This is a genomic window from Flagellimonas alvinocaridis (assembly GCF_004916895.1).
GTDB lineage: Bacteria > Bacteroidota > Bacteroidia > Flavobacteriales > Flavobacteriaceae > Flagellimonas > Flagellimonas alvinocaridis.
On the sequence record NZ_SNTZ01000004.1, the window covers coordinates 46,483 to 73,221 of the forward strand.

At 41.5% G+C, this 26,739-nt stretch carries 25 protein-coding genes; 16 read left to right on the plus strand and 9 right to left on the minus strand.

Translation table 11 applies throughout. The features are described from left to right. Positions 1-59: 59 nt before the first annotated feature. The 4 genes from EZV76_RS09735 to EZV76_RS09750 all read right to left on the minus strand — a co-directional run bounded on the left by EZV76_RS09735 (position 60) and on the right by EZV76_RS09750 (position 5,240). A complete protein-coding gene (locus EZV76_RS09735) occupies positions 60-2,606 on the minus strand; it encodes a phosphoenolpyruvate carboxylase (RefSeq protein WP_136566357.1) in 2,547 nt (848 codons plus the stop codon). Positions 2,607-2,771: 165 nt separating this feature from the next. Next, complete coding sequence (gene yaaA, locus EZV76_RS09740) at positions 2,772-3,533, minus strand: peroxide stress protein YaaA (RefSeq protein ID WP_136566358.1); 762 nt, start codon at positions 3,531-3,533, stop codon at positions 2,772-2,774. Between the two features lie 88 nt (positions 3,534-3,621). Continuing rightward, on the minus strand, positions 3,622-4,650 hold the full coding sequence (locus tag EZV76_RS09745; protein ID WP_136566359.1) for an RluA family pseudouridine synthase: 1,029 nt from the start codon (positions 4,648-4,650) through the stop codon (positions 3,622-3,624). Between the two features lie 2 nt (positions 4,651-4,652). Continuing rightward, complete coding sequence (locus tag EZV76_RS09750) at positions 4,653-5,240, minus strand: PASTA domain-containing protein (protein ID WP_136566360.1); 588 nt, start codon at positions 5,238-5,240, stop codon at positions 4,653-4,655. A 78-nt stretch (positions 5,241-5,318) separates the two neighbouring features. Between EZV76_RS09750 and EZV76_RS09755 the strand changes: the two genes are divergently transcribed. The 5 genes from EZV76_RS09755 (at position 5,319) to EZV76_RS09775 (ending at position 11,063) form a co-directional block, all read left to right on the plus strand. Further along, complete coding sequence (locus EZV76_RS09755; protein WP_136566361.1) at positions 5,319-6,293, plus strand: D-alanine--D-alanine ligase; 975 nt, start codon at positions 5,319-5,321, stop codon at positions 6,291-6,293. A gap of 32 nt (positions 6,294-6,325) precedes the next feature. Then, a complete protein-coding gene (gene coaD / locus EZV76_RS09760; protein ID WP_136566362.1) occupies positions 6,326-6,784 on the plus strand; it encodes a pantetheine-phosphate adenylyltransferase in 459 nt (152 codons plus the stop codon). Positions 6,785-6,979: 195 nt separating this feature from the next. Next, on the plus strand, positions 6,980-8,818 hold the full coding sequence (locus EZV76_RS09765) for a PAS domain-containing sensor histidine kinase (protein ID WP_236640902.1): 1,839 nt from the start codon (positions 6,980-6,982) through the stop codon (positions 8,816-8,818). Further along, positions 8,802-9,215 carry a response regulator gene (locus tag EZV76_RS09770; RefSeq protein WP_236640903.1) on the plus strand — a complete coding sequence of 138 codons (414 nt, stop codon included), beginning with the start codon at positions 8,802-8,804 and terminating at the stop codon, positions 9,213-9,215. Before EZV76_RS09765 ends, EZV76_RS09770 begins: the two co-directional genes overlap by 17 nt. 114 nt (positions 9,216-9,329) lie before the next feature. Then, positions 9,330-11,063: a M14 family metallopeptidase gene (locus EZV76_RS09775; RefSeq protein WP_136566364.1), complete on the plus strand. Its 1,734-nt coding sequence runs from the start codon at positions 9,330-9,332 to the stop codon at positions 11,061-11,063. Here the strand turns inward: EZV76_RS09775 and EZV76_RS09780 are convergent. Next, positions 11,056-11,658 (minus strand): NUDIX hydrolase, encoded by a 603-nt coding sequence (locus tag EZV76_RS09780; protein WP_136566365.1) that lies wholly within the window; start codon positions 11,656-11,658, stop codon positions 11,056-11,058. The genes EZV76_RS09775 and EZV76_RS09780 overlap by 8 nt on opposite strands. 7 nt (positions 11,659-11,665) lie before the next feature. On the opposite strand from EZV76_RS09780, the gene pyrE reads away from it, so the two are divergent. Continuing rightward, the gene (gene pyrE, locus EZV76_RS09785) at positions 11,666-12,304 is read left to right on the plus strand and encodes an orotate phosphoribosyltransferase (protein ID WP_136566366.1); all 639 of its coding nucleotides are present in this window, start codon (positions 11,666-11,668) and stop codon (positions 12,302-12,304) included. Positions 12,305-12,313: 9 nt separating this feature from the next. Continuing rightward, positions 12,314-12,712 (plus strand): SRPBCC family protein, encoded by a 399-nt coding sequence (locus tag EZV76_RS09790; RefSeq protein WP_136566367.1) that lies wholly within the window; start codon positions 12,314-12,316, stop codon positions 12,710-12,712. Here EZV76_RS09790 and EZV76_RS09795 read toward each other — a convergent pair. Beyond that, a complete protein-coding gene (locus EZV76_RS09795) occupies positions 12,706-13,449 on the minus strand; it encodes a biotin--[acetyl-CoA-carboxylase] ligase (protein WP_136566368.1) in 744 nt (247 codons plus the stop codon). The genes EZV76_RS09790 and EZV76_RS09795 overlap by 7 nt on opposite strands. An 82-nt stretch (positions 13,450-13,531) precedes the next feature. On the opposite strand from EZV76_RS09795, the gene rsfS reads away from it, so the two are divergent. The 6 genes from rsfS to EZV76_RS09825 are packed head-to-tail and all read left to right on the plus strand — an operon-like array spanning position 13,532 to position 18,232. Next, positions 13,532-13,909 carry a ribosome silencing factor gene (gene rsfS / locus EZV76_RS09800; protein WP_136566369.1) on the plus strand — a complete coding sequence of 126 codons (378 nt, stop codon included), beginning with the start codon at positions 13,532-13,534 and terminating at the stop codon, positions 13,907-13,909. Positions 13,910-13,912: 3 nt separating this feature from the next. Continuing rightward, on the plus strand, positions 13,913-15,865 hold the full coding sequence (gene ftsH, locus EZV76_RS09805; protein ID WP_136566370.1) for an ATP-dependent zinc metalloprotease FtsH: 1,953 nt from the start codon (positions 13,913-13,915) through the stop codon (positions 15,863-15,865). A gap of 39 nt (positions 15,866-15,904) precedes the next feature. Continuing rightward, complete coding sequence (locus tag EZV76_RS09810; RefSeq protein WP_136566371.1) at positions 15,905-16,513, plus strand: LUD domain-containing protein; 609 nt, start codon at positions 15,905-15,907, stop codon at positions 16,511-16,513. A gap of 4 nt (positions 16,514-16,517) precedes the next feature. Then, positions 16,518-17,321 (plus strand): phosphatidate cytidylyltransferase, encoded by an 804-nt coding sequence (locus EZV76_RS09815; RefSeq protein WP_136566372.1) that lies wholly within the window; start codon positions 16,518-16,520, stop codon positions 17,319-17,321. Then, positions 17,311-17,976 (plus strand): phosphatidylserine decarboxylase family protein, encoded by a 666-nt coding sequence (locus tag EZV76_RS09820; protein WP_136566373.1) that lies wholly within the window; start codon positions 17,311-17,313, stop codon positions 17,974-17,976. Before EZV76_RS09815 ends, EZV76_RS09820 begins: the two co-directional genes overlap by 11 nt. Further along, the gene (locus EZV76_RS09825; protein WP_136566374.1) at positions 17,969-18,232 is read left to right on the plus strand and encodes an acyl-CoA-binding protein; all 264 of its coding nucleotides are present in this window, start codon (positions 17,969-17,971) and stop codon (positions 18,230-18,232) included. The genes EZV76_RS09820 and EZV76_RS09825 overlap by 8 nt, the downstream gene beginning before the upstream one ends. On the opposite strand, the gene EZV76_RS09830 is transcribed toward EZV76_RS09825, so the two are convergent. Both EZV76_RS09830 and EZV76_RS09835 read right to left on the minus strand, forming a co-directional pair. Continuing rightward, positions 18,229-19,494 (minus strand): sterol desaturase family protein, encoded by a 1,266-nt coding sequence (locus EZV76_RS09830; protein ID WP_136566607.1) that lies wholly within the window; start codon positions 19,492-19,494, stop codon positions 18,229-18,231. The two genes, EZV76_RS09825 and EZV76_RS09830, sit on opposite strands and share 4 nt — an antisense overlap. An 84-nt stretch (positions 19,495-19,578) precedes the next feature. After that, entirely contained in the window at positions 19,579-22,209 is a 2,631-nt protein-coding gene (locus EZV76_RS09835) for a valine--tRNA ligase (protein ID WP_136566375.1), read from the minus strand. Positions 22,210-22,409: 200 nt separating this feature from the next. Between EZV76_RS09835 and EZV76_RS09840 the strand changes: the two genes are divergently transcribed. Continuing rightward, positions 22,410-22,796: a DUF1573 domain-containing protein gene (locus tag EZV76_RS09840; protein ID WP_136566376.1), complete on the plus strand. Its 387-nt coding sequence runs from the start codon at positions 22,410-22,412 to the stop codon at positions 22,794-22,796. Positions 22,797-22,847: 51 nt separating this feature from the next. Here EZV76_RS09840 and EZV76_RS09845 read toward each other — a convergent pair whose 3' ends face one another. Beyond that, positions 22,848-24,113 carry a PDZ domain-containing protein gene (locus tag EZV76_RS09845; RefSeq protein WP_136566377.1) on the minus strand — a complete coding sequence of 422 codons (1,266 nt, stop codon included), beginning with the start codon at positions 24,111-24,113 and terminating at the stop codon, positions 22,848-22,850. A gap of 227 nt (positions 24,114-24,340) precedes the next feature. Between EZV76_RS09845 and EZV76_RS09850 the strand changes: the two genes are divergently transcribed. Beyond that, positions 24,341-25,531, plus strand: coding sequence for a pyridoxal phosphate-dependent aminotransferase (locus EZV76_RS09850; RefSeq protein WP_136566378.1), 1,191 nt, complete (start codon positions 24,341-24,343; stop codon positions 25,529-25,531). After that, the gene (murB, locus tag EZV76_RS09855; protein ID WP_136566379.1) at positions 25,532-26,548 is read left to right on the plus strand and encodes a UDP-N-acetylmuramate dehydrogenase; all 1,017 of its coding nucleotides are present in this window, start codon (positions 25,532-25,534) and stop codon (positions 26,546-26,548) included. Positions 26,549-26,739 lie beyond the last annotated feature (191 nt).

A 26,739-nucleotide genomic window follows, 5' to 3' on the forward strand; every position in this document is an offset into this window, starting at 1 on the left:
GCAACAATTTTCAAAAAACCAATAGTTTGTATTGGCACATTGATCCTACAACATAGGACCTAGGCTGAGTTCCTACTGGCGTTAATGTTACCGTACAGGGATCGTGTCACTATCTTTTCGTACAACTCCTTGAATTCCGAGTTTTGGGTGATATGGTACAAGGCATTTTGTTGGATGACCAACAGAGGCAGTACAATCTTTTCCCTAATTTTCACGGATTCCCGGGACACCTCCTCGTCTTCCATCAAAATCTTTTGTCCAGAAATCTGGAGCAGCATTTTTTTGGAGAGTAGAAACTCATTGTGCAAAATTTCCCAAAATTTACCAAACTCAGGATCTTCCTTCATATAGCTTGTCAAATCAAAATTGGTTTTGGCCAAGGACATCATACTGTTGTGCATCAAGGCCCTAAAAAAAGGCACTTCTTTGTACAATTTTTTGACTTCGTTGAGTTTCCCTTCCTGTTTCAACTGTTGGATTGCCGTTCCCAATCCAAAATACCCAGGGACATTTTGTTTCAACTGGCTCCACGACCCTACAAAGGAAATGGCGCGTAAATCGGATAAGGTGAGTTGTTTTTTATTCCCTCGCTTGCCCGGTCTACTGCCAATATTGGCCTTGGTATAATATTTTAGGGTGCTTCGATGCTCCAAATACGGAATAAACTTTTCATGCTGTTTCAATGCATCGTATTTACTGAAACTCAATTCTGAAAGTTCCTCTATCAATTTGCGTTGTGCCACAGTAATGGTATGCTCTTTTCCAAAAAGATTGTTGCGGAGTCCGGCAGTGAGCAATTGTTCGGAATTGTGCTTGAACTGTTCTTTGGTGCCATAGGTGCTGGTTATGGTCTGCCCCTGAATGGTAAGCTGTATCTCGTGGTTGGCCACATCCTTGGTCTGGGCGGCATAGAACCTATGGGTCTTTCCTCCTCCACGGGCTGGTGGTCCTCCCCTACCATCAAAGAAAATGGCTTTGATCCCATTCTTCTTACATACCTTGCTCAGGGTTTCCTTGGTCTTGAGTATAGACCAGTTGGCCTTAAGATACCCTCCATCCTTTGTGCCGTCCGAAAAGCCCAACATAATGGTATGGGTCTCATTTCTTCGCTCCAAGTGTTTCCTATATTTTGGAATATCGAAAAGTGTTTGCATGACACTTTCTGAAGCTTCCATTCCTTTCATGGTCTCGAACAGAGGGATGATATCAAAAGTGATGTCCTTTTCTTCCCAACCACTCCAGCGGAACAGGCCGTACACAAAAAGAACGGCAAAAATATCCTCAGAATTACTGATGATGTATCGATTGCAGCCTTCCTCCCCATTTCTCTTCTGGATTTCCTTCAATTGTTGGATATTGACAATGGTATCCTTTACAATCTCCTCATCGTAGTCATTCGGATTCAGCTTCAAGTCTTTTTGAAGCAACCACTGCGTCAGTTCTTTTTCCGAGAGTTCATCTAGGCTCTCTTTGATGGCTCCCTGCCGTTTTAAAATGGTTTCCACTACCAACGCATGTTTGCTATGATCTTGGCGAATATCCAAGGTAGCAAAATGGGTCCTGAAGATGTGAACTTTATCAATCAAAAGATCCAAGCGTTCCAAGTACAATTCGTGGTAATTTCCCACCAATTTTTCCCGAATACTGTGAAGGCTCTTTATGATTTCATCGTACGTAATCTCTACATCAGCATTGAACATGGCATTGTAAAGTCTATCGCTTAGCTGATTGATGTCTTCTTGCAGTCCTTTGAAGGTAAGTTTTTTTCGAAGCTCCTTCAATTCATTGTAGTAACACTTCATTAAAGTAAGCCGAAGCTCATCGGCCACTTTTTTAGTGACCTCAGCGGTAACATACGGATTTCCATCACGGTCGCCTCCTGGCCAAAATCCAAGTTTAATGATGTTGTAATTTTCAAACTCGGCATCCCTAATATTACGCTTCACATATTGGTACAACTCTCCAACGGCATCATAATAGGTGTTCCGTAAAATATAAATGATGTTCTTGGCTTCATCCAAAGGAGTGGGTTTCTTGGCATTCACCAAAGATGTCAGTCCCAGTTGTTGCAAGGTCACATCAATATCATAAAGTCGATCATTGTCTATGAGCGACCGCAGTTCAGCAATGATATCCAGAACCGAAGGAGTATAGAACTGTGTTGGGTGTGCCGTGAGCACAATCCTAGCACTGAATGTTGAGAGCTTTTTAGAGGCCTTGTCCCAGTTCTTGGTCCGATTGACCAATTCAAAATAATCTTTGATGGTCAATGAATTACTGTATTTCTGCAGCTCTGGAAATGCAGAGTCCTCTACACTATCGTACAACACCACTTGGCGCTCTACGTACTGGATGATGCGAAACATCAAATCCAACCGCTCACGCTCATCTTTTATGTCCGCAAAATTGGTAAAAAAAACGTCTAAAATCTCTTGGGGATCTTTACCAGCTTTGAGTCCTTTCTCGCATTGATCTAACAAAAGCGGAATAAGCATACCCACATTTTCCACATTCTTGTAGGGTAGGCTCAAAAAGAGACTATTATAGATGTTGAACTTATTGGTTACCGATTTTTTAAACTCTTCTAACCGTTTGGACTGCTGCATGTAATTTCGGTATTTTCTGTTTTGTTTGACTGAACTCCCAAAGGTCGTGATAAATGCCAAACCTTGGGATTAATTTTAAAGGTATCACAATTTAGGAGGTGGGTTTCATAAACCTAACACCCCACCTTTCTCAAAAAAACGCATTTTTTAAAGGCTTCGCAAGCCTTATCGCACAAATACGGGCTGATTTTCCTTGAGGGTATGTTCCTTGCTGAACATATAACCGTCATAATCAAAGCCTTTGAGGTCTTCCAAGTTTTTGGCATTGGTATCCAAAATATATCGTACCATGGAACCCCGGGCCTTTTTGGCAAAAAAGCTAATGACCTTTAGCTTGTCGTTTTTCCAATCCTTAAAGATTGGGGTGATGACCGGCACTTTAAGTTTTTTTTCATCCACGGCCCCAAAATATTCGTTACTGGCCAGATTGATGAACAATTCGCCATCCTGTAGTTCGGCATTCAGATGATCGGTAAGTTGTTTTTGCCAAAACTCGTACAGATTCTTTTTCCGACCTATTTTCAATTGGGTTCCCATTTCCAATCGGTAAGGTTGAATCAAATCCAAAGGCCTTAAAACTCCGTAGAGTCCAGATAGAATCCGTAGGGTATCTTGCAATTTGTCCAACTTGTTTTCGGGAAGTGTGTAAACATCCAATCCTTGGTAGACATCCCCGTTGAAAGCATAGACTGCTGGTCTTGAATTGTCAGGGGTGAATGGCAATGAAAATTGTTGGTTTCGCTCCCAATTCAGTTGGGCCAAATTATCCGAAATGGACATCAATTGTGATAAAGCCTTTGGCTTTTTCTTTTTCAGAACCGCATTCAACTTTTCGGACTGCTCCAAAAATTGGGCCTGTGTATATTTGGAGGTGGGCAAAGCCGTATCAAAATCAAGTGACTTGGCCGGGGAAATAACAATTTTCATGGGCATCAATTTTCTGTAAAAATAACGAGGATTTTCCTTTTTCAAACGCTTACCCCATGAGGTTTATCAATCTTAATATTGACGCAACCTATGATTCATGGTGTTTGGCATATCCCCGCCATTTTTCAATACAGTTGACCATGTCCTGGGGCAATTCGGAACTAAAGCGCATAAACTCACCTGTGGTTGGGTGTTCAAACCCCAAAGTCTTGGCATGTAGTGCCTGTCTGGGCAGAATTTTAAAGGCATTGTCCACAAACTGTTTGTACTTGGTGAAAGTGGTTCCCTTTAAAATCTGGTCGCCTCCATAGCGTTCATCGTTGAACAGCGTATGGCCAATATATTTCATATGGACCCGTATCTGATGGGTTCTACCTGTTTCCAGTTTGCATGAAATCAAGGTAACATAGCCCAAACGCTCCAGAACCTTGTAATGGGTCACCGCTTCTTTTCCTTCATCACCTTCTGGGAAAACCACCATTTGAAGGCGATTCTTTGGATTCCGGCCAATATGCCCCTCCACAGTGCCCTCATCTTCTTCCACATTGCCCCAGACCAAAGCCACATATTCCCGTTCGCTTGACTTTTCAAAAAACTGTTGCGCCAAATGTGTCATGGCCAAGTCTGTCTTGGCAATGACCAATAACCCTGAGGTATCTTTATCGATACGGTGCACCAATCCAGGGCGTTCCGAACTATTGTTGGGGAGGTTATCAAAATGATGGACCAAGGCGTTGATCAGGGTCCCGGAATAATTGCCATGACCGGGATGTACCACCATACCGGCCGGCTTGTTCACCACCAAAAGGGCATCATCTTCATAAACAATATCCAACGGAATGTCTTCTGGGGTAAGGAGAAATTCATAAGGCGGGTGTTCAAACATTACCTTGACCTCGTCCCCTGCCTTTACTTTGTAATTTTGCTTAACAATGGTACCATTTACCCAAATATGGCCCTGCTTAGCTGCCTGCTGAATCTTATTTCTTGTGGCATTCTCAATGAAATTCATCAAAAACTTGTCCACACGAAGAGGATCCTGTCCTTTTGAGGCTACAAACCTGTAATGCTCAAAGAGGTCTTCTTGAGAAAGCTCCTGATTGTCCGAAGTATCCATGATTACTCTGAATCTGCCCGTACCTGAGCACTTCCGGGAATGGTTCCGTTACCGCAGATAAGCTCAACCTTGGAAGTTTTGGGCAACTTATCCCCAGGTTTAACATACTTTCCTTTGTGCTTCATATTGTAGACCATGTCCTTTCCCAACTCATCAATGTAAGTGACCCGCTCCACATCCAGTCCAACGGCTCTTAACATTGAAGTGGCATTGCGTTGCGTAACTTGGATGATATCGGGAACACTAACCTTTTTATATCCAGATGGATTTACCGTAAAATAGATTTTTCGGTTAGATTTGACTTTGTTTCCGGCGGGAGGGTCTTGATCTAAAATGGAAAACCTTGGGTAGTCTGGATCATAATTGGATGAATCCAACACCTGATAACGTAGTCCGGCTTCCTCGACTGCTTTGCGCATTTCCATGACCGACATTCTAGAAAAGTCCGGTACCTCCACAAACTCACCATGATTGGTTGTTCCCTTGAGCCATTGCAATGCTAAAAACACCAAGAGCACCAAAGCCACGACCGCAAGGCCCAATTGAATCAGGAACGTCTTGCTTTTCAAAAAACCAAAAAAATGTTTCATGTGAAATCCTTATGTGGACAAATATAGGAAAGCCAGTGCTTTTTTCTTTACTTTGGCGCTCCGATATTCGACAAGCTGATGAAAAAAAACATTGCCATTATTATGGGTGGTTACTCCAGCGAGTATGGCATTTCCATAAAGAGCGGTAACGTAGTCCACAAATATTTGGACAGAGAACAATACAATTCCTATCGTATAGTGGTTACGAAGGAAAAATGGGTGTATTTGGATGATTCCGACCAGGAGTTTCCGGTAAACAAATCGGATTTTAGTATTCAACCCGCTGCGGAAAAGATCACGTTTGACTGTGTTTTCAATGCCATTCATGGTACACCTGGTGAAGATGGACTGCTCCAAGCCTATTTTGAACTACTTGGGATTCCCCAGACTTCCTGCAATCACTATCAGTCAGCCCTAACCTTCAACAAAAGAGACTTACTGAGCACGCTTAAGCCGTATGGCGTACAATGTGCCACCTCTTTCTACTTGAACAAGGGACAAACCATTGACAAAGATGCCATTGTAGACAAAGTGGGACTACCTTGCTTTGTAAAAGCCAATAGAGCGGGCAGTAGCTATGGGGTATCCAAGGTCTATCAAAAAGAAGAACTGGAAAATGCACTTACGGCAGCTTTCAAAGAAGATAGTGAGGTAATTATTGAATCTTTTCTGGACGGAACTGAAGTTTCGGTTGGGGTGATTACCTACAACAGCGAAATTACTGTACTGCCCATCACAGAAATTATTTCAGAAAATGATTTTTTTGATTATGAGGCCAAATACATGGGAAAATCCCAAGAGATAACCCCTGCAAGGCTTTCGGAAATCCAAGAAACCAAAGTAAGGGACTTGGCAGAATTTATATACAGAACCTTGGATTTAAAGGGCTATACTCGAAGTGAATTTATTTTCATAGGAGATATTCCCCATCTTTTGGAGGTAAACACCACTCCGGGGCTTACTGAGGAAAGTCTTCTTCCCCAACAGGCAAAAACCGCAGGCATTTCATTGGAAGAATTATTTGCCAGCGCCATTGAAGAAGCATTGCGATAGAAATTCTGTATTTTTAAAAAAACATTCCACTCATGAGGCGCGCAATTTTTCCAGGATCTTTTGACCCACTTACTCTTGGGCATTATGACATCATTAAGCGAGGGATCACTCTTTTTGATGAATTGGTCATTGCCATAGGTATCAATGCGGAAAAAAAATACATGTTCACCTTGGAGGAACGCACCACTTTCATCAAAGAGGCGTTTAAAGATGAGCCCAAGATCACTGTACTGACCTACGAAGGGCTTACCGTTGACTTCTGCAAGAAAATTGGTGCTGATTTTATATTGAGGGGACTAAGAAACCCTGCCGACTTTGAGTTTGAAAAAGCCATTGCCCATACCAACAGAAAGCTTTCCGAAATAGAAACGGTTTTTTTATTGACTTCTTCAGGCAAATCCTACATAAGTTCGTCCATAGTTCGGGATGTTATCCGAAATGGCGGCGATTATTCCGGTTTGGTTCCGGATACTGTGGTAGTTAAGTCTTAATTTTCAAAAAAACGCAAGTTTTTTGCCCGTTTCTTGCCTGTTGGATCACACATAAATGCTTTCAAACCCTGCTTTTTTTTCAAAAAACCACATTTTCGCAACTTTTCACAACAAATACTTATTGATATATGTCAATACTTATAAATTGGTCAGAAATTTCTTAACTACGAGAAGTTCCCCTAACGACCACGTATTTTGAAAGCAGTTGAAAGAATCGCCCAACATTATCTATTGAAACAGTTGCCAAGAGCCACCGCATTTGTCGGTAAGGATGGCATGTTGGTAGATGCCTCTGATTCGTGGCTCCACATCTTCAATATTAGCCCTAAGGCTTTTTTCACCACCAATATTTTTGATTTGTTCCGAGAGGTAGTGGAAAACATTGATATACAGGATTTTTTAAAAAACAGTGAGGCCAGCACTATTCGCCATCATGAAATTGGCCATACCAACAAGCAATGGTATGAAAGTACTTTTGCTCCTTGGTTTGATGAAAAGGAAAACCTTGTGGGAACCATCATTCAAACGGATGACATTACCGCGTTGGTGGAAAAGGAACTGGAATTGGAACGTGTGAATGCCATATTGCAAGCACAATCCGAGGTTTTAAAAGTTGGAAATTGGGAATACGATATAGAATCTGAAAAACTTTTTTGGAGTGAAGAGACCAAGAAGATACACCATGTTCCAATATCGTATACTCCTGAAGTTTCTGAAGCGATAGGTTTTTACAAGCAAGGTTACTACCAGAATAAGATTTCGATGCTTTTCCATCAAGTCATGACCAAAGGAACCCCCTTTAGCCAAAAACTTATCATTGTTACCGCCACAGGTGAGGAAAGATGGGTACAAGCCGCAGGAAAGCCAATTCTAAAGGATGGCAAGATCATTAAGGTGTTTGGAACCTTTCAGGACATTCATGAAAAAGTAATGGCCGAAACAAAGACCAAGGAAAACGAACAACTGCTCTATACCTTGATCAATAATATTCCCCTGAACATCTATGTTAAAAATTTAGATTCCAAAAAGATTTTGGTGAACAAGGCGGAATGTGAACATATGGGCAAGAGTTCCAAAGAACTGATTGGGAAGTCGGATTTTGACCTTTATGACACTGAAATAGCAAAAATTTCCCGTGATGAAGACCTCGAGGTTATCCGCACACTGAAGCCAATTTTAGGCAAGGAAACCATCAGCATTAAAAAAAATGGGGAAACCACTAATTTTCTGACTTCAAAGATTCCTCTATTCAATTATGATGGCAATGTAAATGGACTTATTGGCATCAGTATGGACATTACTGCGTTAAAGAAGAAAGAGGACCAGCTGAGAAACTTGATCAATATTACCTCGGTGCAGAATAAGAAGCTCATCAATTTTGCCCATATTGTTTCCCACAATTTAAGATCACATTCTGCCAATTTTTCCATGTTATTGGAGTTTCTGATCAACGAAAAAGATGAAACCGAGAAAGAGAACATCGTAAAAATGCTTTCACAAGCATCAGATCGTCTGTTGGAAACCTTGGACAACCTGAACGAGGTGGTAGACATCAACACCAACATGGATTTAGAAAAGAAGCCACTAAACCTTCATGAAAGTCTTACCAAAGTGCTGCAAAGTCTCGCTGCCCTTTTGGACAAAAACCAAGTGAAAATTGTGAATCATGTGGATAAAGAGCTATGTGTTTCAGCCAACAGTTCTTATCTGAATAGCATTATCATAAACTTGATAACCAATGCCATAAAGTATCGGAGCCCAAAACGCAATCCCATCATCACCCTAAATGCCCAAAAACATGAAAGACAGGTGGTGTTCAGTGTTTCGGACAATGGTCTTGGAATAGATATGGAAAGGTATGGCGGGAAAATATTTGGGCTATATAAAACGTTTCATGATAATAAGGATGCCAAAGGCCTTGGTTTGTATATCATCAGAAACCAAATTGAAGCCATGGGCGGCAGCATAACTGCCAATAGTGAAGTAGATAAGGGTACAATATTTAATGTGTATTTTAATGAAGAAAGTCAATAGTTTGTTCATTGTGGATGATGATCCCATAACAGTTTTCGGTATCAAAAAAATGCTGAAACCCATCTGTGATTGTGATGACATTCAAATATTTGAAAATGGGAAGGAGGCCATTGACGCCCTTAAAAACAGAATTGAGCTTGGAGACACCATCCCTGAAGTAATATTTTTGGACATAAACATGCCCATCATGGACGGTTGGGATTTCTTGGAAGAATTTATTTTATTGGACCTTCAAGAACGGGTTACCATTAATATGATCACGTCTTCCATAGACCCTTTGGATTATCAAAAATGGAACGAGTTTAAGGTGAAATGCCCGCACAGTCTCAACTACAGGAACAAACCCATTTTTAAAATTGAGATTTCTGACCTGGAGAGCATAGATTTGGCATCATGACCATAATATTCTGTACATTTATGTTTGCAAACAGAGTTGTTATCCGTGTTGATCTATAAAGAACGTGCCATAGTACCAAAGTACTTTGTCTTTTTTACCCTACTAATTCTTTTCATGTCCTGTGAGACCAAGAAACAGGACAAGGTAGCCTCTTACCAAACTTTTTTTGAAACTTCTGGAGGCGAGGAAACTTCCACATACCAAGAAACCATTGCCTTTTACATGAAATTGGCTCGGGATTTTCCTGAAATCAATATCCACACCATTGGCAAAACGGACAGTGGCTATCCCCTTCACATGGTAACCTTTAATCCTGATGGAGATTTCAATTTGGAAAATGTACGAAAGGAAAAAGCCATAATCCTTATCAACAATGGCATACATCCTGGTGAAAGCGATGGCATTGATGCCACTATGCTACTTTATAGGGATTTGGCCACCAAAATGCTACCAAGTCCTAAAAACACTGTGCTGGTCACCATACCTGTTTACAATATTGGTGGAGCCCTCAACCGAAATTCCACTTCAAGAGCCAACCAAAATGGGCCCAAGGAATATGGGTTTCGTGGAAATGCCCGAAACTATGACCTGAATCGGGATTTTATTAAGATGGACACCAAAAACGCACAAAGTTTTGCCAACATTTTTCATAGGGTAAAACCCGATGTATTCGTGGACAACCATGTGAGCAATGGGGCCGATTATCAGTACACGCTGACACACCTTTTCACGCAACACAACAAACTGGGCGGAAATTTGGGAAAATACCTGCACCAAGAGTTTATGCCCGGATTGGAAAAATCCTTGGCAGATAAAAAATGGGACATAACGCCCTATGTCAACGTTTTTAATGTTCCTCCAGAAATGGGCTTCAATCAATTTATTGACCATCCTAGATATTCCACTGGCTATACCACATTATGGAACACCTTGGGCCTGATGGTGGAAACCCATATGCTTAAACCCTATGACCAACGGGTAGAAGGCACCTACCAACTTATGGAAAGTCTTGTACAACTTGTTGAAAAGGAATACGAATCCATTAAAAAACTGAGAAGGGAAGCACAAGAAAAAACGCTTGCGCTTACAGAGTATCATTTCTCATGGCAGGTGGATACTACCCAACATTCCCTGTTACAGTTTAAAGGTTATGAAGCAGAGCGTCTCTTGAGCGAAGTTACCGGCCTTCCCCGCTTAAAGTATGATCGCGACAAACCTTTTACCAAAGAGACCATATATCGAGATTATTATCTTCCGTTGGATACCATTACCATTCCAGACGCTTATATCATTAATCAAAGTTGGCAAAGCATCATAGATAAACTGGATGCGAACCACATCCACTATTCAAGACTGGGCAAAGATACCTCCCTGACTGTTGATGGGTATAAAATTCTCGGTTACGAAACACGAAAAAGCCCTTACGAAGGACATTATCTGCATTACGACACCAAAGTGGAAAAGTGTACAAAAATAGTCCAGTTTAGGGCAGGTGATGTAGTCATTCCAACCCAACAAATAGGCATACGGTACATTTTGGAGACTTTGGAACCCCATGCGGTGGATTCTTTTTTTAATTGGAACTTTTTTGATACCGTCCTCCAGCAAAAAGAAGGGTTTTCTCCCTATGTCTTTGAGGACGTAGCTTTGGAAATGCTGCAAAATGACTCTATTCTTCGTCAAAATTTTGAAGCTAAAAAGGCGTTGGACAAAGCATTTTCGGAGAACTGGTACGCTCAACTGGATTGGCTCTTTCAACAGTCAAAATATTTGGAGGATGCCTACCTAACCTATCCCGTATATCGTGTTGAAAAGGGCAGCGATGCCGCAGGAATTCTTCCTAAATAGGCCATTCAAAATCCTTGAACAAAACTTCAATGTTTGCATAAGAATTCTTCAGGGCCTTCTCGGTTTTCCTTGGTCCCTTCCACTTCACCTTGGAAATTCCTTCAGATTTTTCGGCCACCAGTTTGCCCTTAAATGGAGTGGTCATCACAAACCAATGGGTCTCCTTTAATCGATACTCTCCATTTCTCCTGAAAACATGATAGGTGGTTCGCAGAAACCTTTCAATGGTTAAATTGGTGACTCCAGTTTCTTCCTCAACCTCCCTTAAAGCAGCATCTTCAATGGATTCCCCCTTATCAACCTTTCCCTTGGGCAAATCCCATTTTCCATTCCTGTAGATAAAGAGCAGTTTTCCTTTTGGATTGATTACAAAACCTCCCCCTGCCACCACAACCGGGATCTTATGCTTAAAAATTTTTAAAATCTTGGTCTCATCAGGATGGTACAGATATGCCTTGTCCAACTTTCCCTTGGCAAGTTGGTTTATTGCTTTCATGATGGATTTGCCATCCATGGAAAAGAGATTGCCGTTGGACTTTTCAGGGCGTTGGTTTGTTAAAATCAGTGGAGATTCATTAACAAAAACTTCATACATTTGCGCAATGGTTTTAGATAAGGGAATCGCAAAAAAGACAGCAGAGCTGCTATTACAAATTAATGCAATTAAGTTGGAACCCGAAAATCCCTTTACATGGGCTTCTGGGTGGAAATCTCCAATTTATTGTGATAACAGGGTCATGCTCTCCTACCCAGAGATACGGAATTTTGTAAGGGAAGAAATGGCCAAGCAAGTGGAAAACCTATATGGTAAACCCGATGTAATTGCCGGTGTAGCCACAGGCGCCATTGGAATAGGAATTTTAGTTGCTGAAGCACTGGGACTCCCCTTTATTTATGTTAGACCGGAACCCAAATCGCACGGAAGACAGAACCAAATTGAAGGCAATTTGGAATCTGGCCAAAGTGTAGTGGTCATAGAAGACCTGATCAGTACAGGAAAGAGTAGCCTCAATGCCGTAAGGGCCTTAAAGGAACAAGGGGCCAACGTAAAGGGCATGGTGGCCATTTTTACGTACGGATTTCCCGTAGCCTCGACCAATTTTGAAGAAGAAAACGTGGAACTACACACCTTATCCGACTATGACCACCTTGTGGAGCAGGCTTCTGAAACACATTACATTAAAGAATCACAATTAAAAACCTTATTGCAGTGGAGAACAAATCCCCAGCAATGGAAATAACCTCAAAACATGCATATTGAAGTCCCTAAAAAAAAGGTAGCCAAAAGCAACAAGGAAGTATTTGATTTTCTTTCCGACATCAAAAATTTTGAGACCTTGATGCCCGACAATATTGACAAGTTTGAGGTTTTGGATGATAAAACCTTCAAGTTTGCCCTTAAGGGCATGCCAGAAATCACCTTGCGCTTAAAAGAGCAGGTCCCCCACGAAAAAGTGGTTTTGGGAGCTGCAAGCGACAAGTTGCCCTTCACGCTTACTGGGGATATTTTGGCTTTGGGTGACAATGAAAGTGAAGTGGGCCTAAGTTTTGAAGGCGAATTTAACGCTATGATGGCCATGATGATCAAATCGCCCATCACCAATTTTATGCAAACCCTTTCTTCTAATTTGGAAAAAATTGGTCAGTAGAGCAACGAGATTTCTTTCAAATCAAATTCCTGAAAAACACGATCCTCCAATTCAAGGACAAGTTTTCCCGTGTCTGAAACCCCACGGATAAACCCCATGAACATTGCTCCTTCGGCATCTTTAAAGGTGGAAGGTTTGTCCTTTCTAAATAAATACTGTTCGTACTCTGGAAGAAGTTGATTCACGGTTTTTTCCTGAATGTTTAAAAAACGTATTCGGATTCTTTCCAAAATCATTTGTAAAAGCTCATCCAAGTCAAAAGTGCGCCCACTAATCATTTTTAAGGATGCTGCATTGCCCAAATTATCAAAAGAAGTTTGGTTAACATTAAGACCGATTCCAATAATGGAATGTTGGACAAGTTGACCTTTAAGAATATTTTCTATCAAAATGCCACATATTTTAGAAGAACCTGACAGAATGTCGTTGGGCCATTTCACCCTGACATCGGGAAGGGAAAATTGGTTAAGCACATCGCATACCGCCAAGGACACCATGAGGTTCAAATTAAACTGATGCTCCACGTGCAATAAATCGAATGATTTTAACACACTGAATGTTAGATTTTTACCATCTTCAGATTCCCAAACAGCGCCCATCTGTCCCCTTCCCCTGAGCTGTTTCTTGGCCACCACAACCGTAGAATCCACAGCGTTTTTTGTCTGCAATAGATCTTTTAAATACTGATTTGTGGAATCCGTGGCATCAAGTTTGATTATCCGTGATAGTTCTCCCAATGTGGTGTAGCTTTATGATATGTTAAAATCTAAGGCTAAGAAAACAAAAAAAATATAACTTTGTAAAAACTAAAATTTTTGGATGCAGAAAACAAAAACTAGTGCAGATGAACTGATTGCCTTGATTTTACATGGGATTGAAGAAGTTAAAGGTGTTGACATAAATCTACTTGATCTTAGGGAAATCGAAAATACAGTCTGCGACTATTTTATCATCTGCAATGGTACTTCCAACACGCATGTAAACGCAATTGTCTCCTCTGTACAGAAAACTGTTAGTAAGGCTATCCATGATAAACCCTGGCACGTTGAAGGTTCTGAAAACGCAGAATGGGTATTGATGGACTATGTAAATGTTGTAGTACATGTATTTCAAAAACACATCAGGGAATTCTATGATATTGAAGGACTTTGGGGAGATGCCAAAGTTACCATGGTGGAGAGCAGTTACAATTCTTAAAAAATGGCAAAAGAAAACAATCCAAATACCCCTAAAAAGCCACGTTTTAGCTCGTGGTGGATTTATGGCGTGGTCATAGCATTGATCATCGGCTTCCAATTTTTTGGTGGAAGTAGTTTCTCCAATACTGAAAAAACCACGACTTCCGAGCTTCAGGAATATTTGCGAAATGGAGACATTTCAAAAATCATAATCATAACCAATACCCGTCAGGCGAAGGTCTTTCTAACCGAAGAGGCCATGAACAAAGACGTTCACAAAGGTGTTGCTGAAAAACCGCTATTCCCCTCTGCAGGTTTGGTCCCCCAGTACATATTGGATTATGGGGATCTTCAAATATTCCAGAACGAAATCACAGAAATCAAGAAAGAGAACAACCTTGACACCATAGTGGAGTTCGATACCGAATCCAATGTCTTGGGTGATCTCTTGCTTTCTTTATTGCCGTTTGCCTTGATTATAGGTATATGGATTTACTTGATGCGAAGGATGTCCGGCGGCGCAGGTGGCGGCGCAGGTGGGCAGATTTTCAACATTGGAAAATCCAAAGCAAAGCTTTTCGATGAAAAAACAGATACCAGAACCTCATTTAAAGATGTAGCAGGTCTGGAAGGTGCCAAAGAAGAGGTACAAGAGATAGTGGAGTTTCTTAAAAACCCGGACAAATACACTTCCTTGGGTGGTAAAATACCAAAAGGTGCACTTTTGGTAGGCCCTCCAGGTACGGGTAAGACCCTTTTGGCCAAGGCTGTGGCAGGAGAGGCCAAAGTGCCCTTCTTCTCCCTTTCCGGGTCAGACTTTGTTGAAATGTTCGTGGGTGTAGGGGCTTCTCGTGTTAGAGACCTTTTCAAACAAGCCAAAGACAAGTCACCAGCCATCATCTTTATCGATGAAATAGATGCCATTGGTAGAGCTCGTGGAAAAAACAATTTCACTGGCTCCAATGATGAACGCGAAAATACACTGAACCAGCTTTTGACTGAAATGGACGGTTTTGGCACCAACACCAATGTTATTGTATTGGCCGCTACCAACCGCGCCGATGTTCTTGACAAGGCCTTGATGCGTGCAGGTCGATTTGATCGTCAAATTTATGTTGACCTCCCCGACCTTAACGAACGTAAGGAGATTTTTGAAGTTCATCTTAGGCCCATCAAAACCGCGGAAACCCTTGATTTGGACTTCTTGGCAAAACAAACCCCTGGATTTTCGGGTGCCGATATAGCCAACGTATGTAACGAGGCTGCCCTTATCGCTGCAAGAAAAGAAAAGAAAGCGGTTACCAAACAAGATTTCTTGGATGCCGTAGACCGAATCGTGGGCGGATTGGAAAAGAAAAACAAAATCATTACCCCAGAGGAAAAAAAGACCATTGCATTTCACGAAGCTGGTCATGCCACTGTAAGCTGGATGCTGGAACACGCAGCACCTTTGGTAAAAGTAACCATTGTACCAAGGGGGCAATCCCTAGGGGCTGCATGGTATTTACCTGAAGAGCGACTTATTGTTCGTCCTGAGCAGATGTTGGATGAAATGTGTGCCACCATGGGAGGTAGAGCTGCGGAAAAGGTGGTTTTCAATAAAATTTCCACAGGCGCATTGAGCGATTTGGAAAAAGTTACCAAACAGGCAAGAGCCATGGTCACCATCTATGGTTTGAACGATGAACTGGGAAATATTACCTATTATGATTCCTCGGGCCAAAATGAGTATGGATTCACTAAACCATATAGTGAAGAAACTGCCCAGAAAATTGATTTGGAAATATCCAAGATAATCGAAGCGCAATACCAAAGGGCCATTAAATTATTGGAAGACAATAAGGACAAACTTTCCGAACTTGCTGAAAGGCTCTTGGAAAAAGAAGTTATCTTTAAAGACGATTTGGAAAAAATATTTGGAAGAAGGCCTTTTGAAAAAGAAGAAGAGGAATTGGAACCCGAACCTGCCAAATAAAGCCAAAAACAGGTAAAAAGAATGTACTTGACACAATAAATGGGAGTTTTTAGCAAACTTTTTGGAGGAGGCAAAAAGGTTTCCAAGGAAACTGCGGAAACCCGTGGCGACCACATGCCCGACCTAAAAATTCCCGTAGATGAAAAGTTTACCATCTATTTTAAGAAAAATGGCGGTAAGTTCATTTATTGTGAAGACTTTGCCGAAGTCTCGGAAGCCCTAAAGAGCATTATCTCTGAAAATAATTGGCAGAACCACCTGTTCTATACATTGGACCCGCGTTTAGAAACCCGTTTCGCTTCAGAAAATGTGTCTTTCACGGATAATCGCCAAGAGAGTGAGATTTTTTTCACTACCTGCGAACATCTTGTGGCACATAATGGGTCCATTTTAGTATGTTCCAATCAAATCAAGGAAAAAAAGTTGGATGAGCTACCATCCAACCTCATCGTCTTTGCCACCACCAGTCAGTTGGTGGACTCCATCAGCGAAGCACTAAAAGTCATTAAGGAAAAATATCGCAAAAACATACCCAATAACATTACCACTCTAAAACACTTTCAGCCTACACCAGAGAATAAGGACGATTTTCTGTCATACGGAAGTGCCTCAAAAAATGTCTATCTTTTACTCCTAGAAGACTACTGATTACATGAAAGAAATTCTAAGGCGTTCCATAACGGGAATCATCTATGTGGTGCTTCTGTTGGGGGCAGTATTTTTAAGTTCAGATGCTTTCGACTTTCTCTTTATGGCCTTTGGCTTGGGCTGCCTGTACGAATTTAAGCGTATTGTAAGACTCAAAGGATACTATATTTATACCGCTTATCTGGCCCTGTGGTGGGCTTACATCTATTTGATACAGGACAATAATCTCATTACCCTTTTGATGTTTCTTACCATTACGGTTGATATCGCTTTGCTCTTCTTTCTTTTTTCTGGAAAGGAGAGAAAATTCACTGAACTTCAAAAGTTTATCATTGCCGTACTCTATATTGGTGGAGGATGCATTTTCCTGACCATGATCCCTTATAAAAATGATGATTTTGCCCAATTTCTCATTATGGGCATCTTTATCTTGATTTGGGTAAACGATACTTTTGCTTATTTGGTGGGACGCGCCTTGGGCCGCACAAAATTATTTCCTTCAGTTTCTCCTAAAAAAACCATTGAAGGTTCTATTGGAGGTCTTATTTTTGCACTAGTGGCGGCTTACATTTTGTCGTTCTACGAAACTAAACTAACTATTGTGCAATGGATGGTCCTAGCCACAGTAATTGTGGTGGCAGGAAGTATAGGCGACCTTTTGGAGTCTAAGTTTAAGCGTGTGGCCGGCGTAAAGGACAGCGGAGCCATTCTACCAGGACACGGAGGTATTTGGGATCGTTTGGACAGCCTTGTATTTGCAGCCCCTTTTGCATATTTGATACTTAACATTTTTTCCTATGTTTCATAAAGAGGGTCAAAAAATTATTATTATCACTTTTTTTATTGTGGTTGCCGCAATCTTGGCCGCTCAATTTTATATTGATGTGGAATGGGTTCGTTACATCGTACAGATAGCAGCCTTGGTTATCCTTGTGGCCATTTTACAGTTTTTTAGAAACCCCAAGCGCTTGGTTACACCTACTTTTGATGACATTCTTGCCCCTGTTGATGGCAAAGTGGTTGTTATTGAAGAAGTTGATGAACCCGAATACTTTAAAGAAAGAAAAAGACAGGTATCCATTTTTATGTCCCCGGTAAATGTTCACGTAACGCGCTACCCCGCCAGCGGAACCATAACCTATTCCAAATACCATCCCGGCAAATATTTGGTGGCTTGGCATCCCAAGTCAAGTACTGAAAATGAACGTACCACAGTGGTTCTTCACACCCCAAAGTTTGGTGAGATAGGCTATCGTCAAATTGCTGGCGCTTTGGCCAGACGTATTGTAAATTATGCCGAAGAAGGCGAACAAGTAACCCAAGGACAGGATGCCGGTTTCATTAAATTTGGTTCCCGCGTAGATTTACTTTTACCTTTGGATTGCAATATTACCGTTAAGCTTGGGCAGAAAGTTACGGGGGCAAAGACCTGTATCGCTTCAATACGGAAACAAGATGAGTGATAAGGAGCTACATACCCGCTTTGAAGAAGCAGTTGCCTATGTAAACGGGTATACCGAGCCCCTTCCCGCCGACTTGTTGTTAAAACTCTACGCATATTTCAAGGTAGCCAACAAGAACTTTGACAATCCTGGAAGCAGGACCCCGCTAATCAATGCATTTAAGGCAAATGCCCTTTTTCAGGCCCAAAACATGACAGTTAAAGAAGCTAAGGAAAAATATATCGCCTTGGTTGAATCTGAGGTTAAAAAACTTTAGGATACCAACGGTTCCGTATAGCTCTTTTCAAAATAGGTGAAGTATACCGCACCACCAATGGTAATCAAAAAATATAGGGCTACCAACAAACTGCCGATGGACATATAGGCATTGATTCCAAACCAATCTTGGCTCCAATATATAACGGACAAGCCTGCCACACTTCTGAACAGTTCAATCCAAATTGCATAATATTTGCGATCCATCAATGTAGTATAGCCATAAACCCCCATAAAAACAAAAGCTCCAAAAATCAAAAGGCCATCAAAACCAATAGCAGCATAATTATAAAACATGAACAACAACAAGATGGTGGTTGCCACCATCTGAAAAACAGCATAGCCTTTTAATGCCAATGAAGCCTCTGGCCTATACTTTGTAAAATTGTAAACATCTTCTATGACCGTTACCGGATACTTTTCTTGAACATCTGAAGGGCGCCAACCCGTGGGCATAAACCAAATCCTAAGTTTGTCCCAATAGCTTTGGGTTCGCCACGCATCCTTAATCAATCGCCACAAATGTTGAAAGTTGATGATGACAGGGTTCCATGTATGGGCCGGTTTTAAAACACCATATTGGGGCGGCACCGTTTCCAATTCTTCTTGAAAAGTCCCAAACATACGATCCCAAACACAGAAAATCTGCCCGAGGTTCTTATCCAGATACTCTTTGTTGATGGCATGGTGTACCCTGTGTTGCGATGGGGTCACAATAATATATTCCAGCCAACCCATTTTACCGATGTGCTGGGTGTGATACCAGAATTGGGCAAACAGGTGTATGGGTGCCAAAACGGCAATAACTTCGTTTGGAACGCCCAATAGCGCGGCAGGAATCAATAAGAGGGCGTAATACCCCAACAGATTGGATATGGGCTGACGCAAGGCACAGGCCAAATTAAACTCTTCGCTACTATGGTGGATGACATGCTGGTTCCAAAAAAAGTTGATATGATGGCTTAGTCTATGGTTCCAATACCCGGCAAAATCAAGCGCTATAAAGGCCACTACCCAAACCAACCATGTGGCCCTGATTTCGGTAAGGGCCAGGTGTTCCAACAAAAATGGATAACTAATGATGATAATCCCAAGCCCTAAAGAATCCTTTACAATATTGGTAAGCCCTGAGCTAAGACTGCTCACGGTATCCATTACGTTGTGCATCTGCTTCTTTACAAAATGCCCATAGAGCACTTCAAAAAGTACGAGACCCACAAAAAACGGGATGGCATACAACAAAGCCGCAGCATACGATTCCATGGTATTAAATATATGAAAAAGTAAAATACTCATCCCCAACTGATTGACAAATTGGGATGGAAACCGTAAAAGTCCCTACTAAATCTAGGAATTTCCTAAACTATCCAAGCTTTTCTCCAAGGTCTCGATCTTGGCCTCGGCATCTGCAGCTTTTTTGCGTTCCATGGCCACCACCTGTTCAGGAGCATTGTTCACAAAGCGTTCGTTCCCCAATTTCTTTTGTACCGATTGTAGAAATCCTCGGGTATATTTCAGCTCCTCATTGATTTTTTTGATTTCCTCCTCCACATCAATGGCTCCGCCAATCGGGATAAAATACTCATTGCTCTTTACCCGAAAACTCAAGGCGCCATCCAAACTATCCGCTATTGTTGTGATTTCTGAAACATTAGCCAATTTGGATATGATTGAATCCATCTTCCCCCCTATTCCTTCACTATTTAGTACAGAAAGCTCCAAGGCTTCTTTTTGCGGAATGTTTTTCTCCTTTCGGATGGTACGTATACCTGAAATGACCTCTGCCGCAAAATCAAAATCAGCAATCAACTTTGTATCCACTTTTTGGGTTTTGGGCCAGTTGGATATCATTAATGCTTGTTCCGGGGTACGCTCCGCGGTATGCTGCCACACTTCTTCGGTTAAAAATGGCATGAACGGATGCAACAACTTCAAGTTTTCTTCAAACAGATGGATAACCGCATCATACGTGGTTTGATCAATGGGTTGTTGGTAAGCCGGCTTAACAATTTCGAGCAACCAAGAACAGAAATCGTCCCAAACCAGTTTATAAGTGGACATCAAGGCATCTGAAATACGGTATTTGGAGAAGTGGTCTTCAATCTCCACCAAAGTCTGATCAAATTTAGCGGTGTACCACTCCACACCAATTTTTGCAGCTTCGGGTTGGGGCAAGTCGGCTGTTTCCCATCCTTTTACGAGCCTGAAAGCGTTCCAAATTTTATTGGCAAAGTTGGCTCCTTGCTGGCAAAGCGCCTCATCAAACAACAGATCGTTACCAGCGGCTGAACTCAACAGAAGTCCTACACGAACCCCATCTGCACCAAAGTCTTTCATTAATTTAAGTGCATCCGGAGAGTTACCCAATTGTTTGGACATCTTTCTGCGTTGCTTATCCCGAACCAAGCCCGTAAAATAAACATTCTCAAAAGGTCGTTCACCTCGATATTCGTAACCAGACATGATCATACGGGCCACCCAAAAGAATATGATATCTGGTCCAGTGACCAAGTCGCTGGTAGGATAATAGTAGTTTACTTCTTTATTGTCTGGCTCCAAAATGCCACCAAAAACACTGATGGGCCATAACCAAGAAGAAAACCAGGTATCCAAAACATCGGCATCTTGGCGCAGATCGGATTTCTGGATTTTTGGATTCTTGGCTTGGGCAAGCGACAATGCATCTTCCTGTGTTTCGGCAACCACAAAATCATCCTGTCCATCGCCAAAATAATAGGCAGGAATCTGTTGTCCCCACCATAATTGGCGTGAAATATTCCAATCGCGGATATTTTCCATCCAATGGCGATAGGTATTTTCAAACTTTTGGGGATACAGTTTCACATCGCCTGTCTTCATTACTCCATCAAGAGCCGGTTTTGCCAATTTCTCCATTTTCAGGAACCACTGATCGGAAAGTCGAGGTTCTATCACGGCCTTGGTCCGTTCCGAAGTCCCTACTTTGTTCGTGTGCTGCTCGGTTTTTACCAAATAGCCCTTTTCTTCCAACTCTTTGGAAATTTCCTTTCTTACCACAAAACGGTCTTTGCCCTCGTAATGCATTCCAAAGGAATTCAAGGTAGCGTCCTCATTGAAGATATCAACGACTTCCAGATTGTGCTTATCCCCTAGGTTTTTATCGTTTTCATCATGGGCCGGGGTCACCTTTAGGCACCCAGTACCAAACTCCACATCCACATATTCATCTTCAATAATTGGGATAACCCTATCACAGATGGGAACAATGGCTTTTTTACCCTTCAAATGACGGTATCGTTCATCATTGGGGTTGATACAGATGGCCGTATCTCCCAAAATGGTTTCGGGGCGCGTAGTGGCAATGGTCACTTTTTCATCAGAACCTTCAATGGCATAAGAAAGGTAGTACAATGTTCCCTGTCTTTCTTCATAAATGACTTCCTCATCGGACAAGGTGGTCTTGGCCTCGGGGTCCCAATTCACCATACGATATCCTCTGTAAATGAGACCTTTATTATAAAGATCCACAAAAACCTTGATTACTGAGGCTGACATATCGTCATCCATGGTGAACTTGGTGCGATTCCAATCACAGGAACAACCCAATTTCTTTAATTGCTGAAGTATGACCCCTCCGTATTCATTGGTCCAATCCCAAGCGTGTTTTAGGAATTCCTCTCTGCTAAGGTCAGCTTTATGAATCCCTTCCTCTTTCAATTTTGCCACGACTTTGGCCTCTGTGGCAATGGAAGCATGGTCCATTCCTGGAACCCAACAGGCATTTTTACCCAAAAGTCTTGCCCTACGGATCAGTACATCCTGCAGGGTATTATTGAGCATGTGTCCCATATGCAGTATTCCGGTTACGTTGGGCGGTGGAATTACAATGGTATAGGGCTCTCTTTCATCTGGTTTTGAACTGAAGAAATCGTGTTTCATCCAGTAGTCATACCAGTTCTGTTCAACCCTATTGGGCTCATATTTTGATGGAATCTCCATTTTTCGGTACAGTTTTTGTAATTAAGGCTATGGATTGGTTAAAATCAAGGAAAGCATCATGTTAATTTTATGCTATTCTCCGAATGAAGACCAATCTTGAAATACGAAACAAAAATAAGTAACGTTATTACATAACAAAAGAATTTTGGATGCAGCTGATGAATCAGCTACATTTGAAATCTACCCAAAACCAAAAAAAAATGAAAAAAACTGTACTTCTGTTGTTTGTTGGTCTTCTTTCCCTAGGAATTTACGCCCAAGAAGGAACAGCAAAAATCGAATTTAAAAGTGAGACCATTGATTATGGTGAAATTGCCAAAGGAAGCGATGGAGTACGCGTGTTCGAATTTACCAACACAGGCTCTGCCCCTTTGGTAATCAGCAATGTAAGGTCTAGCTGTGGGTGTACTATTCCCAAAAAGCCAGAAGATCCCATATTGCCAGGTAAAACTGGTCAAATTCAAGTTAAATATGACACCAACAGGGTTGGCCCGATAAGAAAGGCGATTACGGTAACGTCCAATGCTGACACTCCTACCAAAATCCTGAAAATAAAAGGTAATGTTAAGGCTGAAGGAGCCAAATAGAAAAAAGAAAATTATTTTTAGTGATAAGCCTCGGAAATCTCCGGGGCTTTTTTAATCATCAAAAACGCTTTTTAGGACAAACGAGAACAGAAGGTCTCGGTTATATCGTTCAATAAGTACTCGAACACGCTTTCCCTCTTTTTCGTTTAACAACTTTAGAATTTCTTGGAGCTTGTACCGATGAATACTTTTCCCATTTACTGCCAGTATTACATCTCCTTCCCGAAGTCCAGCTTCTGCAGCCGGGCTGCCAGCACGTATCCCGGAAACTATAATCTCGGGCACTAGACTTAAACGGGTCTTGTTTTCCAACAATATTTGCACATTACCAAAAGAGGAACTGTTCTCTCCCCTTACCACTCCATCTATACCTGCTATACTTTCTGCAATGTACCGTAATCCATTATGCTGAAGTTCTATACCGGCAAGGTTGTATTGGAATGGTTCCCTGAACTTTCCATTTTTCTTTAGGGTAACCAAACCATTGGCATAATCAAAGACAAAATTGAACCGCTTTAGTATTTCCCCTCCAACTGAGCCATTTCTATCGCCCAAATTCTCCATCAGCCCAAAAAATTCACGATATGGGAATGCTGCCTTTGCGTTTTTCAGTTCAAAATCACCAATCTTGACACCATTGACCTTGGTACGCTTTCCAAAAATATCGCCACTAAGGCCTCTTCCCAGATAGTCTTCATAGTTTTTCTCAGGGATTTCCAAACCTTTTTCGGGTTGATGAAAAAGCCAAAGTGCATCACTACTACCGGTATCCACGAGTAATTTTACAGGAATGTTCGCAGAATCCTTAATTAAAACCGTACCCTCCACATAAGCTTTTCGTTTAATAATGGACAATGGCAGGGTTTGGGATTTTTTACTTTCCTTATACTCGTATAGTTCTGGATTATGGAGTTTGATGTATTTTGATGCATAATTTATTTCCACAACAAAGTCACGGAACAAATCATACCCCAAAATCCCATGGATGGGTATACCCACAGATGGGGAAAAATTAATATTCTTGTCCAGAACCACATACAAGTCCTGCGAAAAGTTCTTGACATCACCCAAACTAAAGGTATTTCCCATTGAACTTAATGCTTTCATGGGCTCACCATCCCCCAAGCCTCTTATAGTTACTTCGGAAACATTGTTAATGGAAATGGAATCTTGACCGGAAAGGTTAAAAAGAATGGGCTTACTTACCCCTGAATCCAAAACAAAGGTAAGGTCGGACCCATTTATTTCAATTGGGATAATAATAAGATTGTTTATCAGCTCAAACTTTACTTTTTGAAACTTCTGGTGTCTGGGCATTTTAAACTTCTGCCCTGAAACCAAAAGGGGCCCCACAATAAAAAGAAGCGCAAAAAAGTATAGTTTTTTTTTCAATTTACTTACTCCTAAAGGGTTATCCTTATTAAATGTACAAAAATATCAGAAACGATATATTTAATTTAACATTCAAATAACTGCATAAATAATGGGCAAATCTGTTGCTTTCAACTGTGGGTTTTAGCATTTTTGCCTAAAATAATTAGTACATGCCAAGCATCTCTGAAAAAGGAAAGCACATGCCTGCTTCACCTATCCGTAAACTGGTCCCTTATGCAGAAGCGGCCAAAAAAAGAGGAACACACGTTATTCACCTAAATATTGGACAACCGGACATCAAGACCCCAAAAGTGGCGTTGGATGCTGTTAGAAACCACAATATTGAGGTACTGGCGTACAGCATGACTGAAGGCTCTGAGACCTACCGAGAAAAAATTGCAGCCTATTATGCCAAAAAGGACATCCAAGTAACCGCCAAGGACATTATTGTTACCACAGGGGGTTCCGAAGCCCTTTCATTTGCCATGGGCACCATTATGGATACGGATGACGAAATTATAATTCCCGAGCCGTTCTATGCCAATTACAATGGCTTTGCAACAGCTATGGGTGTCAATGTAGTACCCATTGCATCCAGTATAGAAAGTAATTTTGCCCTTCCTCCCATTTCAGATTTTGAAAAACTGATTTCAGAAAAGACCAAGGCAATTCTGATCTGTAACCCAGGGAATCCAACAGGCTACCTGTACAGTAAAGAAGAAATACAGCAACTGGCCGCATTGGTGAAAAAGCACAATCTGTTCCTAATTGCTGATGAGGTGTACCGTGAGTTTGCATATGAGGGCAGGCAACATTATTCCATATTACAAGAAGAGGGCTTGGAAAACAATGCCATTGTGGTCGATTCTGTTTCTAAACGCTACAGCATGTGTGGCGCCAGAATAGGTTGTTTGGTTTCAAAGAACAATGAAGTTGTACAAACCGCTTTAAAATTTGCCCAAGCACGACTATCCCCTCCCACATTTGCACAGATTGCCAGTGAAGCGGCATTAGAAACGCCGCAATCCTATTTTGATGAGGTCATTGCCGAATATGCATCACGCCGGGATATCTTGATAGCTGAACTCCGAAAGCTTGAGGGAGTAAAGGTAGCAGTTCCCCAGGGTGCTTTTTATTGCGTGGTTGAACTTCCCGTTGTGGATGCAGATGATTTTGCCCAATGGCTGCTGGAAAAATTTGAAATGGAGGGAGATACCGTTATGGTAGCCCCTGCAGCAGGGTTCTACGCCACCCCAGGTTTGGGAAAAAACCAAATCAGGATTGCTTATGTGCTGGAAAAAGACCAACTTGTAAAGGCAGTTCAAATTTTGGGCAAAGCCCTTAAGCAGTACAACAATTAGGTGAACATTCAAGAAAACATATCCTTAAAAACCCACAACACCTTTGGTATTGATGTTAAGGCGAGGTACTTTGTTGAAATCACTGGGCTCGTACAGCTTCAAAAAGTATTGGAGCTAAAAGCCTACCCAAAAAAATTCATTATAAGCGGTGGAAGCAATATGCTGCTCACCAAAGATATTGACGCTTTGGTGATGCACATCAACCTAAAAGGCATCTCCATTGTTGAAGAAAACGAGAATGAAGTTGAAATCAAGGTCATGGCAGGTGAAAACTGGCATGATTTGGTAACATGGAGTCTTGACAAGGGTTATGGTGGGCTGGAAAACCTTTCGTTGATTCCTGGCAACACAGGAACGGCACCAATTCAGAATATTGGAGCGTATGGGGTAGAGCTCAAGGATGTTTTTGTAAGCTGTGCCGCTATGGAAATTAAAACCGGGGAACTCGTAGGTTTTGATAACGAAGCCTGTAAATTTGGGTATAGGGATTCTGTTTTCAAGAACGAAGCCAAGGGGCAATACATTATAACATCCGTACATTTAAAGCTGACCAAAAAAGACCATGTACTGCACACCGGTTATGGTGCCATTGAGGCCGAATTGAAGAAAAATGGCATTGTTTACCCTACAATAAAGGATGTTTCCAATGCGGTCATTGCCATAAGACAAAGCAAATTGCCTAACCCAGCAGTATTGGGAAACAGTGGTAGTTTCTTCAAGAATCCCGTCATATCAAAAAAAGCCTTTGAAAAGTTCATTAAGAAAAATCCTGAGGCCCCACATTACGAAGTGGATGACGAAGCGTTTAAAATTCCTGCCGGTTGGCTCATAGAACAATGTGGCTATAAAGGAAAACGATTTGGGGATGCCGGAGTACATGAAAAGCAAGCCTTGGTCCTGGTAAACTATGGTAGTGCCACTGGAGAGGACATCCTAAGATTGGCACAACTTGTGCAGAAAGAAGTGGCCCAAAAATTCAATATCAAGATTCAGCCCGAAGTCAACATCATAAAATAACCCCTGCATTGATAAATCAAAAACAGGGGTTATACCAAACCAAACTAACCAAAATTATGTATATCGTTCAGGCGAAAGCCCTTCTTGTTCTCTTTTAAACGCCAACCAAAAATGCTTTTTCTAACTTAGCGCTGTTGTATATACGTTGAAAATCCTATTTTAGATTTCAGCCCCGAAAAAAATTTTATCAT